The organism is Flagellimonas sp. S3867, from assembly GCF_014698935.1.
In the GTDB taxonomy this organism is placed as follows: domain Bacteria; phylum Bacteroidota; class Bacteroidia; order Flavobacteriales; family Flavobacteriaceae; genus Flagellimonas.
The window spans coordinates 1,138,139-1,151,845 of record NZ_JACVMN010000001.1; the positions used below are offsets into that span (position 1 = coordinate 1,138,139).

6 protein-coding genes are annotated in these 13,707 nt (G+C 41.9%); 2 read left to right on the forward strand and 4 right to left on the reverse strand.

The annotated features are described in order from the left end of the window. Positions 1 to 4: 4 nt before the first annotated feature. Both IAG46_RS05050 and IAG46_RS05055 read right to left on the reverse strand, forming a co-directional pair. Complete coding sequence (locus IAG46_RS05050; protein ID WP_190809225.1) at positions 5 to 301, reverse strand: hypothetical protein; 297 nt, start codon at positions 299 to 301, stop codon at positions 5 to 7. Positions 302 to 390: 89 nt separating this feature from the next. Further along, entirely contained in the window at positions 391 to 8,709 is an 8,319-nt protein-coding gene (locus tag IAG46_RS05055) for a T9SS type B sorting domain-containing protein (RefSeq protein ID WP_190809226.1), read from the reverse strand. A 142-nt stretch (positions 8,710 to 8,851) separates the two neighbouring features. On the opposite strand from IAG46_RS05055, the gene IAG46_RS05060 reads away from it, so the two are divergent. Next, positions 8,852 to 9,976: a PQQ-dependent sugar dehydrogenase gene (locus IAG46_RS05060; RefSeq protein ID WP_190809227.1), complete on the forward strand. Its 1,125-nt coding sequence runs from the start codon at positions 8,852 to 8,854 to the stop codon at positions 9,974 to 9,976. Position 9,977: 1 nt separating this feature from the next. On the opposite strand, the gene IAG46_RS05065 is transcribed toward IAG46_RS05060, so the two are convergent. Then, the gene (locus IAG46_RS05065; protein ID WP_190809228.1) at positions 9,978 to 10,787 is read right to left on the reverse strand and encodes an N-acetylmuramic acid 6-phosphate etherase; all 810 of its coding nucleotides are present in this window, start codon (positions 10,785 to 10,787) and stop codon (positions 9,978 to 9,980) included. Between the two features lie 5 nt (positions 10,788 to 10,792). Beyond that, on the reverse strand, positions 10,793 to 11,542 hold the full coding sequence (locus IAG46_RS05070; RefSeq protein ID WP_190809229.1) for a DeoR/GlpR family DNA-binding transcription regulator: 750 nt from the start codon (positions 11,540 to 11,542) through the stop codon (positions 10,793 to 10,795). A gap of 220 nt (positions 11,543 to 11,762) precedes the next feature. Here IAG46_RS05070 and nagB point away from each other — a divergent pair, with 220 nt between their 5' ends. Next, positions 11,763 to 13,697: a glucosamine-6-phosphate deaminase gene (nagB, locus tag IAG46_RS05075; RefSeq protein WP_190809230.1), complete on the forward strand. Its 1,935-nt coding sequence runs from the start codon at positions 11,763 to 11,765 to the stop codon at positions 13,695 to 13,697. The last annotated feature ends 10 nt before the right edge of the window (positions 13,698 to 13,707 follow it).

The window sequence follows — 13,707 nt, forward strand, 5'->3', positions numbered from 1 at the left end:
ATAATTAAATCCCTAAAAGAAATTCCCTGATTTCAAAACAAAAGGCTTCTCTTGCCTCTGCCGAATCATTCATGGGATTCATAAGGAAATAACAAATTGTTTGTTTTTGGCAAAATTCCTCTAAATCCCTGCCTTCCCAGAGATGATAGCTAATGACCAACAAATGGTAGTCAATCTTATAGGGTTTGTAAGCTTCGTTATATCCATTTAGGTAGAGGTTGAGTTGAAAAATGGAATAATCAAGATCTTCTGGCTCGTTTGTAAGAAAAGAGGGGATTTGGGTAGTTACATTTTTGTTCATTTGGTTAAGTTTAGTAGCATCCCATCAAAACAATTTTGATTTCGGACTAACATGACATGCCCTAAATATAATCAAAAAACACCTTCGCGCTATCGGTACAATGTAAAATGGCCGACATATTGTTGTTTTTCACGATCGTTGGCATTGACCACATACCAATAATCGCCAGTGGGTAATGGATTGCCCTCATACATTCCATCCCATTTTTTTACTTGGTTCAGTCGAGCCACTACCCGACCATAACGATCATAGATAATGACATCTATATTTGGAAAGAATTCTCGGTTTTCTGGATACCAATAATCGTTTAATCCATCGCCATCCGGGGTAAAGAATGGAGGCATCTCTGGCATTCCATCAAAATTGAACGGCATCATCAAATTGGCCACACAACCGTTTTGATCCCTGACCATAATATTGATATTTGAATCTACATTGACATTGAAAACATTTACATCACCAAACGATTCGTCTTGGAAGAAATATTCATATCCACCAAATCCGCCTGTAGCTATCGCCGTTATTTCATTTGGGCCTGTTTTGGCAGCTTCCAACGTAAGTGGCTCGTAGGCATCAATTTCAAATTCCACAAAGGTTACACATCCATTTTGGTGATAGATGTATACGGTATGTTCACCTGCGGGCAAATCACCATAAACATGTTGCTCCGTAGCCAATAGAACATCATCCACATCCAGTGAGAACAATAGGTTTGGAAGCAAAGATGTATCTTCAATTGACACCGTGGCCGTGCTATTTGGAAAGATTCCCTCGCAACCATATTCGACGATAGGTTCGGCCATAAGTTCTATACCGATACCAATTTCAGCATTGACATTTGTTTGACATCCATTGGCATCTCGTACAAAGATAACATAGGTTGCTCCGCCCATAAGGTTATCGAAATATAGACTGTTGTTTTGCTCGAAATCAGCATCATCAGAGGAGTTTACGCTTGTATAATAGGGAGCGGTTCCTCCTGAAACATTTAGTGTGAGTGTTCCGTCTGCATCGCCCAGACAAGTCTCAGGGGTTGTAGCGACAACACTGGCCACCAATTCCATGGGCTGGGTTATTTCCACAGTTCTGGTAATAGTACAACCTAAATCATCTTGAATAATAATATCATAGGTCCGTGGTGCCAAATCATTAAATGTTCTTCTGTTGGGATTGACTGGATCATTACCTTCAAAAAATTCACTTAGGTTGTCAGAGATGGAATATCTGATTGCTCCGGTACCACCACTGGCCTCAATAATAATCTGACCGTTGGCATCTCCTGCGCAAACAACGGGAACAGCTTCTAAATAATCCAACACCAAAGGTGGTTTAGGTTCTATTAGTATGGGGTCTGATATGGCTTCACACCCTCCACTTTGAGCATATACATAATATGTTCCAGGGTTCAAGTTTCTGAATATCCCAGATGATTGAGCCGGTGCAACAGTATTGGTGACCGTGGGCACTGGAGGAGTATTTGAGTTTAAAAGGGTATACACGTAACTTCCTATTCCTCCAAAAGCTTCTGACCGTATAATCCCTGTTGCCTCTCCCGCACAATTGATGGTTGCATTGGTCAAATCCAAGGCAATGACCAACGGAGCTGCTGGATCTAATGAAATTTGATTGGAGCGTTCAAATGGACATCCATTCGAATTTTGGACATCGTATTGGAATGGCCCCGGATCTACAGTGATATCAACAGCAATTTCAACACTGGACAATCCTGCTCCAAATGGAGTAAAAGGGTCTGCAGTTCCAGCTCTTCGATAAAAGTAGTCCACACCAGCTTCTGGATTGGTGACCGTAAGTTCCATTCGACCCAAATCCCCGCAACCAGGTGGCTGAAGTTCCCTTAGTTCGGCAACCACAATTTCAGGGTCTTGAACCGTTATCGGAATGGTGGTGAAACTACAGTTCCAACCATCAAAAATGGTAATGGTATATTCTCCTGCCGATAAATTGGCAAAAGTTGGCGTAGTTTGGAGTCCACTATTGGTTCCATCGGTAATTCTATTCAATTGATACAAGTAATTCCCCGGTCCTTGCCCTCCAGCCACATTATAAGCTTCAATAATTCCATCATTGTCGTTGTTACAACGTAAGGGTTGAATTACTTGAATATCGGAAGTTATCGGTGTTGGCAACGGTAAATTGATATTTGTGCTCTCTTCGCAGCCCATAAAGTCCCTCACATTTATTGTATATGTTCCTGTTGAGAGATCCTGGAAAATAGGGTTGGTATTTGGGTAATCTACCAGAACGGTAATACCGTCGGGAGCAATCAATTGGTATTCATAGATGCCCCAACCACCATCTCCGGTGGCCGTAATTTCACCAAATCCGGGAACATTACAGGTAACTTCAGTTGTCTGAACAGCAGCAACGGAAAGTGCCCTATCGGGTGATCTTACGGTAACCACATTACTAGCTACATCACAGAATGGAGAAGCCAAGGCTTCGACACGGACTATCAAATTTCCTGCAGGAACTCCGGTAATTATTTCTGGTGTGTTTATGGGTGCATTGGTGTCAAAACTTCCGGTAACTCCGGTTGAAGTCTCCACTCCGGAGTTGTCCCTTGAGAAAACTTCATAATTATATGTACCACTATAGTTATTGATGGCCAAACTGATTTCTCCGTCATTTCCGTTAAAACAGGTAACAGGTCGCACCTCAGCAATAAGAGCCTCAATAGTATTATATTCTGGCATGTTTATCGTTGCAGTGAGATAAGAACATCCTCCGCTTCCAATATCGGTGACCGCAAAAATATAATCTCCTGGTGTTGAAATAGGCCAGGTAACTCTATCGGTTCCACTAGAACTACGAGCAGGTTCTGAACCTAAGGGTAGTATTTCTACCTCATAGTTTCCGGCACCTTCGTTTACAATAATTTCTATAAATCCGGGATTTATTCCGGTTCCTGAAGCATCACAGGTAATCTGTCCTACGTTATAACTAAATGTGATATCTGTCGGGGTATTGATATTGACCGTAGTGTTTTCCTCACACCCGTTTTGATCTCTGGCGGTAAGGATGATGCTTTGGTTGGTACCATTATCAATTATCTCAAACACGTTACTGGTCTGGAAATTGGTTCCATCAAATTGAGGGGTACCATCATTCATACTATAGGTATACGGCCCTGTTCCGGTAGCTGTTCCCGTACCATCACCGTTTGTATCTGTGTAAACCGTAATTGTTGCTGTACTAAATTGGTTGCTTGAAGGGTTACAGCTAAACTGGGTATTTATTGCATTGACCAATAGCACTGCCGGTTCAATTATGATGACATCACTTGAGCGGTCGGTACATCCTCTGTCGGAAACAACCTCAACTTGATAAGTATTTGGCCCCAAATTATCAAATAATGGTGAAGGTTGAGGTCCCGCAAGCACGGTAGCGCCAGCGCCATCATACAATATATAGCTCATTGGTGTATCCGTATCACTTCCGGGTTGAAGTTCAACAAATATGGACGCGTCTGCTGCTCCACTACAACTAATATCAGAAACAGGTGTAGCTGTAATGATAGGTGTATTTACTGTTGATACGTTTACAACAGTCTCATCAGAACATAATGGTGCGGTATTGGAACTTAAATCGGTAACCAAAATATTATAGTCTCCAGGCAAAACACTGTTGAATACGTTTGAGTTTTGCGCAGGACCAATGTTGGCCAAAGTACCCGCATCTCGTAATTGGAACTCAAAATTGCCACTACCTCCTGTTGTATTTACTGTGATAACACCATCTCCGGCGTTACATGTTGGGAATGAGGTGGCATCTGCAGTAATAGCGAAGAAATCAAAAACATCCGCGGTGACAGTATCAGTACACCCATTGCCATCTCTAATTGTAATCACATAGCTTCCTGGGTTAGGTACTACAAAATTGACGCTACTCTGGAAACCACTTCCAATATCATACATAAAGGTTTCTTCAGGTAGTCCAGAGCCTGTAGAAATTGGAGCAGTTACATCAATTTGATAACCACTGGTTGCCGTACACTGATTGGTAACATCTATGGCAGGAGTTGGAATTCCTGCTTCCTGAGTAACCGTAACCGTGGTTAAGGCGGTACATCCGTTTGCATCCTCTACATAAAAATCATAATCGGCAGGGTAAGGTCCTGGTATTTCAAAAGTGGTGGCAGTTCCAAAAGCAGTCGGAGCAGGGTTACCTGTTGGGACATAGGCATATCCAAAAGGTGCCGTTCCGCCAAATCCTCTTACGGTAACAAACGCTCCTGCATTACAGGTAGCTTCAACATTATTGTCAACTACTATGGTTGGTGAGCTAAAACCGATAAACACCAAAGTACTTGCACTACATCCGGTATCGGTATCTGTTACAATGATTTGGTAATTGCCCGGCGCCAATCCGGTAAATGTGTCGTTAAATGGAAGAGGTTCATTTGTAAACGTTGTAGGTCCAGATATGGTCGCTCCGGTATCCGTATTTTCTAGTGTAACCTCAAAGTTAGCTGGGTTTGCAGGCAGGCCAGAGATTTCATAAGTTATCTCCCCACTTCCCGCAACATTACAGGAAGCGGTATTTGAAGTTGCGGTTACAGTCACAGGGCTTGGTGGAACAATTGGATCTATTTCTTCGATATAGATACACCCAAGGGCATCTCTTACCTCAACAAAATAAGTTACTCCAAATGTTACAACAGCTGAAAAATCATGAATGTCCACGCCATTCACATTGGCAAGCACAAAAGTAGGATCTCCTACTAATCGGAATTCGTACGGAGCTGTTCCGCCCGTTGCTTGAACTCTATAGGAAATAAAAGGATCTGTACAAAGCGCTGGTGGTGCATCCAATGGAATTAAATCCAATACATTTTGGTCAAGAATCACATCATCCCTGTCCTCGCAACCTTGTGCGTCGGTAGTCACTATTGTATAGTTTCCAACACCGAGGTTAGGAAAGTTCACGGTTGTACTTCCAGTTCCTATTGACTGAGCCACCAAATTTCCTGCTGCATCCAATAGCACATAATCAAACGGAGCTACACCGTTATTTATGGTGGTTGAAATGGAACCGCCAACACTTCCAACGGAACAAACAGCTGGTGTTGGGGTGACGGTTGCATCCAATGGTGCACTTGCAGCAATGGTGACGTTATAGGCTGGACTCACACAACCTCTACTGTCGCGGATTATGAATCCTCCGTGCGTTCCTGGTCCATAGCCTGAAAAAATATTTTGAGTGCTGAAGGTGGCACCATTATCGTTACTAAATTCGTAAGGAGGGATTCCCTGAGTTGTATCCGGAATCAATTCTACAATACCACTGGTGTTATCTCCACATTGGGTATCTGTTCCCACAACGGAACCTGCGATGGTTTCTGGAGGGGTAATGGTGACAATATTTGATTCTGTGGTACATCCTTCGCTATCAGTAATCATAAATTGATAGGTAGTATCAACAATGATGGAACCGTCGTTAGGGATACTGTAGATGAAAGCATTCCCTGTTATATTATTATTGTCTGATGTGTAGGGCGCTCCATTGATGCTTACTTCGTAAATATCATAATCACCACCTGAAGTATAACCATTACTAATATTTACCTGAATTTGTGCAGGTGGGCCTGCGCAATCCAATTCTTGAATGGTAGTTGCCAAAGCTGTGACCTGCGGCTCAATGGTCTGTGTTACAGTATCCCTACAATCGTTGGCATCGACAACTTCGATTGTGTAAGTTCCTGGAGTTAATCCTGAAAAGCTATTGCTAGCTCCCAAAGCTCCACCATTGATTCGATATTGATACGGCGCCGTACCCAATGTAGCATTTACCACTAAGGTTGCAGCGTTGAAATTGTCGTAACATAAGTCAGAAGCTCCAGTGTCCAACGCTAACGTTGGGGGCTGCAAGGCGGTAAGCGTGAATGTATCTGTTATTGTACATCCGTTGGCATCAGTAACGCTAACTTGGTACAAGCCATCTTGGGAAAGATTGGCAAAAACGCTTCCATTTTTTGGTCCTCGGGTAGAGCTATCTGGTTGCGTAAGAGTGTATCGATTACCTCCCCAACCGCCAACGGTGTTTACTCTTACCGAACCTATATTACCGTTCTGACAGCTCATCGCCGTCACATCCAGACTAGAAATGGCAAAAGCTGTTGCAGGCTCTTCTATTACCAAGGTGGCTGTATCGGTACAACTGGTTTCTTCATCGGTAACCGAAATCACATAGCTTCCGGCCGCCAATCCCGTTAATGGGATTACGTTGGTATTTTGAGCCGTGAAAACCGTACCACCATCAATGCTGTAGCTGTATGTTGTGTTGAATCCATCAACAAGAAAACGTCCTTCACCATCTGTATCCCCAACACAAGTAACTACACGGGTTTGCTGTGCCTGAACCCCAATAGAACTGATATCGGTAATGGCATAGTTTTCATCATAGGAACATCCTTCATTATCAGTTACCCTAAAGGTGTAGGTTCCTAAACCTAATCCAGAAAATGTGTTATTGGTTCCATTATTTATGGCACTACCTGCTGGTGCTATTATTTCATAATTGTATGGTGCAGTACCTCCGGTAACAGTCAAAGCCACTGAGGCAGTAGTGGTGATACAGTTTAAGCTTGATATTGAAAAATTCAAGTCTGTTGGCTTGTCCAATGCATTGAAAACGATATCTGGCAAAGGTTGTACGCATCCATTGGCATCTCTGATCAAAGGTGTGTAAGTACCTACACCAAGATTGGCAAATACAGGATTGGTACCGAATCCGGCTCCGATACTATATTCATAGGGTGCTGTTCCTCCAGAAACGCCTGCAATGGTAATTTGCCCACCAGTCTCATTGGCACAAGTTGGCACGGTATCCGGTGTTGCCGTTGCATTTATATTCGAAGGCGTTCCTATTGTTCCCACTATTGGGGTGGTTGTACAAGTAAATGAGTCTTGCTCATATCTTAATACAATATCGTATGTTCCCGGAGCTAAGTTTGAAAACACATTACTAATCTGATAACTTGTCCCGTTATTGATGCTATATTCTATTTCATAACCAAATCCACTAGTTACGTTTATGGTGATTCGACCATCATTGGCACCACCACAATTGGCATCTTCTTCGGTTATGGTAAAAATTGGAGGTGGAATATCAGGAACGTTGACCGACGCGCTTCGTTGACAGCCGTTGACATCCTCAACCAAGATAGCATAGGTTCCCGCGGTAGTCACAGTAAAAGTTGTAGTACCTGTGTATGTAGCGCTGAATGGACCTCCATCCACACTGAAACGATATGGTGCTGTTCCTCCCGTGGTGGTCAAATCGACATCTACTGAAGTGGCCCCGCATCCAAAACTGGCGGAAGCAGTTGCGGACACATCTAATGGACTGATACCGTTACCGATCTCAATTGGGTTTCCTAAAGTATCGGTGGTAATGGTTTCCGAACAATCATTGGTCTCAACTCGTATACTATAAGTACCTGGACTCACATTAGCAAATGTGTAGGAATCTGAACCATTGGGTCCAAAGGTATCTACCGTAACGCCATTTTTAATCAAACGATAGGTATAAAAACCAGGGACTCCTGAAACCGCTACATCAATACTACCCAATTCGCTACTACAAAGAATATCATTGGCGGTAACGTCTACGGTAATATCCAATTCTTGAACATTCACTGTATTGGAAGGAAACAAACATGCACTTGCGGAAACATTCTTTAAACGCACCCATACCATGTAATTTCCTGGAGTAGTTACATCGAAGAAAGGATCGTCTTGGTATGGACCAGCAGAGCTGTTCAAACTGTATTCATAACCAGCAGGCACATTGGTTACCTCTACCCTGCCTGGGTTTCCACAAATAATATCATCCTTTATCAATTGGGGATCTAAGGGGTTAAGTGTGGATTTGAAATAGAAATATTGACCTGAATCTACCCGAACTCGAAATTCTCCTGCGGAACTTAGACTGAATGTGGACCCGGTACCAACCGTATTCCACGTACATGCTGCATTGATCGTAGGACAATCATCTACCACAGTTGGGGCACAGGTATTGGTGTCTAGTCGTTGCCATTCATAACTACTTCCAGATTGACTTAAGGATAACGATCTGATGTCGCTGGTACCACATAAAAAGAATTTGGCCAATGTACTACCATCATTAGGACATACCACTTCTTCATCCGCACCTTGGATGATGGTCATAAACATGCTACTGGAAAAAGTTGAGGAAACATCCGCCTTGACCTTCAAGGTCTCAGCCGACAATTCATTTGCTTTTTTTTCCTTAGAATCTGAAACATAGGATACCAGCGTCGCAAGTATATTGCGCGTTTCCGTTTTTGCTAGTACCGTGGAACAACAAATTGATATAAGCACCAATAACACGGCATATAGCAAATGCCTTGTTTTTTGAGGGAGCATAGGTTAAGTTTCGTTTGCAGAATATTAGATTTGGGACCTAAATATTCTAATTGTAATTATCTAAACTTATATAATTCTAATTATCTTTCGACTTTAAAAAGTCGTAGTTCATCTATAAAATCTATTATTTCAACGTAAATCTATGAAAAAAAGTGCTGTATTTCCTTATTTTTTCGTTGTAATGCTATCTACATCCTGTGCCCAAAACAAGGATAATGGCATAAATCTTCCGAAAACCATTGATTTTACTGCCGAAAGGGTGATATCCGATATTCAAAACCCTTGGGGTATGGCTTTTCTTCCTGAGGGAGGAATGTTAATTACAGAAAAATCGGGGAAATTGCTCCTTTACAAGGATGGAAAAACTGCTGAAGTAGGGAATCTTCCAAACATTTATGTCCGTGGACAAGGTGGCCTTTTAGATATTGAACTACATCCTAACTATAAAAACAACGGTTGGCTTTATTTGAGCTACTCATCAAATGATGGAGGCGGAAAAGGTGGAAATACCACATTTATGCGAGCTAAACTGGTAAATAACCAGCTTGTTGAAAAAAAAGTATTGTACAAAGCAGTTCCCAATACCACAAAAGGGCAACATTTTGGCTCCCGCTTTGAGTTTGATAATGAAGGATACCTTTATTTTTCTGTCGGAGATCGCGGTAATAGAGATGTAAATCCCCAAGATATCACAAAGGATGGTGGTAAAATTTATAGACTCCATGATGATGGAAGCATTCCAAAAGACAACCCATTTACGGATAAATCTGGCGCTAAAACCGCTATTTATAGTTATGGGCATCGAAATCCACAAGGTTTGGTAATACATCCAGAAACCGGTCAACTTTGGGAACACGAACATGGACCAAGGGGAGGTGATGAAATCAATATTGTGCAAAAAGGAAAAAACTATGGTTGGCCAGTGATTACCTACGGCATCAATTATGGAGGTACCAAAATTACGGATGAAACCTCAAGACCAGGAATGGAACAACCAGTTTACCAATGGACTCCCTCAATTGGACCATGCGGAATGACCTTTGTATCATCAGACAAATACCCAAAGTGGAAAGGAAATCTATTGGTAGGCTCTTTGGCCTTTCAATATTTGGAACGTTTGGTCATAGAAAACAATAAAGTCACCTATCGTGAAAAATTATTGGATGGTATGGGTCGTGTACGCAACGTTCGCCAAGCCCCAAATGGGTATATTTATGTGGGTATCGAAGGTAAAGGAATTTACAAATTGGTTCCTAAGAACCCGTAAACTATTTCATGGCCTCAATCGCATTTTTTACAGAGCCATATTTTTTTAGCGCAGCTCCTGCCGCATCATAATCCAATCCCAGTTCCTCCACTAAATATCGAGTACCCCGATCTACCAGTTTAGTGTTGCTTAATTGCATATTCACCATTTTGTTGCCTTTTACCCGTCCAATTTTGATCATCAACGAAGTAGTGATCATGTTTAACACCAGTTTCTGGCTTGTACCGCTCTTCATTCGTGTACTTCCGGTCAAAAATTCAGGACCAACATTTATCTCAATCGGGATATCGGAACCCTCGGCTAACGGCGAAGCGGGGTTATTAGTGATTCCTGCCGTCAAAATTCCATGTTTTTTGGCATCTGCAATACCTCCAAGCACATAGGGTGTAGTTCCCGAAGCTGCTATTCCCACCAAAACATCGTTGGGATCAATGTTGTACTCAAGCAAATCTTTCCAAGCCTGCTTAGGGTCATCCTCGGCGTGCTCCACTGACTTTCGAATGGCAACATCTCCGCCAGCAATCAACCCCACTACCCTTTCATGAGGAAGTCCGTAAGTTGGCGGAATTTCAGAAGCATCCAAAATTCCTAAACGGCCACTGGTGCCAGCGCCAATATAAAATAGTCTACCTCCTTTTAGAAAACGTTCAGCCGTCATGTCCACTAATTTGGAAATCTGCGGAATGACCTCTGCAACCGCCAAAGCAATTTTTTGGTCTTCCCTGTTGATGCTCTCTAAAATGGTTTGGGTATCCATTTGCTCCAAATTGTCATAATTTGAAGGACTCTCCGTAATTTTTGTGTAGTTCATTTGCATTATAAAAGATGAATCTCTTGGTTTCTAAATAGGTTTAGACGTTCATTGTCCGGGTCAAGTTCTGTAATCATGGTACCAATAGCGTTGATATCGCAGGTCTTATAGCGGTGTTGGGAATTCAATTTTTCGGAAATAGATAATAATATCGTCTTTTTGGATGCTTTTATCACAGCCTTTTTCACTTGAACAATATCCCAATCGAATTCAGTTAAACCATAGCTAGCATCAACATAACCCGTTCCTATAAAACTATAGTCCACATGAATTTCGGACAATTGGTTTATTGCTCCAGCCCCCAAAGATATTTGTGAATCCCTTGAAACTTCACCTCCAATTAAAATGACCTTCACGTTCGGTTTTACCAAAAGTTCCAAAGCCACCGGTAAGCTCATTGTAAAACAGGTTAATGTGATATTCTCTGGTATTTGCCTAGCCAGTTCTACGCAGGTAGTTCCTCCGTCAATAAAAATTACGCCCCCATCCTTCAAAAGACCAACAGCTTTTTCGGCTATTTTCTTCTTCTCCTCAAGAGCATAAATATTGGTGTTCCTTACCGTTGTATTTGTAAAACCCAAAGCAACGGCGCCCCCATGCACTTTGCGCAATTTACTGTCTGAATCCAGTTCTTTCACATCCCTTCTTACAGTATCGATAGATACATCCAACATTTCTGCAATATCGGTCAGAAGCACTTTATTGTGGAGTGCCACCTCATTTAAAATTGATCGCTGTCGTTCCTCTTTGAGCATGAATTTTTAATCTATTTCGCAAAGATATGCAATTTCAAAGTTTGCTGTTTTATTCTGTTTTAAAGTTAATAAATTGTTATTAAATGCAAAAAACGGCATTAAAAAAAGCAAAAAACGGCAAAATTGAATTTTATTTCCTACTTTTGCCCTATTAAATCTTGATTTTGAAAGTTCAAAAACCAATAATTAGTAACGCCAATACAAGGAAAATCCACGTTTCATGGAAACAGTAGCACTAAAAAAGAAAAGCATCGATATTTCATATAAACCGGTAGGGCGATTTGAAGAAACCCGTTTTGAGAAAATTCATAATATCATATTCGACAATTCTCGTGATGGTTCAGCAACTGTTGCCCAAGAGATTGCCCATTTAATCCGTCAAAAACAAGCAGAAGGTAAACGCTGCGTTCTTGGGCTTGCCACCGGATCTTCCCCAATACGGGTATATGAAGAATTGGTGAGAATGCACCAAGAAGAAGGATTAAGCTTTTCCAATGTAACCACCTTTAACTTGGATGAATATCTTCCTATGGAAAAGGAAAACAGGCAGAGTTACCACTACTTTATGCATGAGCATTTGTTCAATCATATTGATATAGCTCCTGAAAATGTCAATATTCCGAATGGAACGGTTACCGGTGAAGCAATCATTGAACATTGTTTGGCTTATGAAAAGAAAATAAGGGAAGCCGGAGGTCTGGATTTCCAACTTTTAGGAATTGGTCGGACGGGACACGTTGGTTTCAATGAACCAGGATCTCATTATAATTCAGCCACAAGGGTCATCACCCTGGATCATATTACCCGAGTTGATGCGGCCCCAGCATTTTTAGGAATAGACAACGTACCCAGAAAAGCCATCACCATGGGGATCGCTACGGTAATGAGTGCAAAACGCATCGTGCTGCTGGGATGGGGACAAAACAAGGCAGAAATCATTAAAAATACGGTTGAAGGTGAAATATCTTCACATGTTCCTGCCACCTATCTTCAAGAACATAAGAACTGTACTTTTGTCCTAGACACTGGTGCTGCAACCGAATTAACAAGAAACAAGACTCCATGGTTGGTCGATGAGTCCTGTGAGTGGACAGAAGAAATGACTGCAAAAGCCATCGTTTGGTTATGCGGAAAAACAGGAAAATCCATTTTAAGCCTAACGGATAAGGATTATAACGACAATGGTATGTCTGGTCTCTTGACCCAGCAAGATTCCTACGATTTGAATATTAAAATGTTCAACAGACTACAACACACTATCACAGGTTGGCCGGGCGGAAAACCAAATGCCGATGATACCAACAGACCAGAACGCGCACTTCCCGTCAAGAAAAGGGTCATCATTTTTAGCCCACACCCAGATGACGATGTAATTTCCATGGGTGGAACCTTTGATAGATTGGTATCGCAGGGACATGAAGTTCACATAGCCTATCAAACATCAGGAAATATTGCTGTTGCGGATACAGAAGCACTAAAATTTGCAGAAACCGCAAATGCCATACAACCAACGGAAGAGGCTCAAAAAATCATAAATTCCATACAGTCGAAAAAGGAAGCGGACTTTGACCCTGTTGAAGTAAGAAAGCTTAAAGGTAGTATCCGAAGAGGGGAATCCTATGCCGCTACGCGCTATTTCGGAGTAGATGATTCTAACGTGCATTTTCTGGATTTACCTTTCTATGAAACCGGAGCCATAAAAAAAAACGACCTTTCTGATGCTGATGTCGCCATAATGGAGGACATCATCAAAAAAGTAAAACCACACCAAATTTATGCGGCCGGCGACCTAGCTGACCCACACGGTACACATAAGGTCTGTCTCGATGCAGTTTTTGCAGCCGTAGAACAACTTAAAGACGAACCTTTCATGGATGATTGTTGGATATGGTTGTACAGAGGGGCGTGGCACGAATGGGATATTAACGAAATAGAAATGGCAGTACCCATGAGCCCGGGGCAGGTGCTCAGAAAACGACTTGCCATTTTCTGCCACCAATCCCAAAAAGATGGGGTTATGTTCCAGGGCGATGATTCTAGAGAGTTTTGGATGCGGGCCGAAGAACGAAATAAAGATACTGCCGAGCATTATAAAGCCTTAGGTATGGCAGATTATGCAGCAATAGAAGCATTTGTAAGATATAAGTTCAAATAATTATTGAACA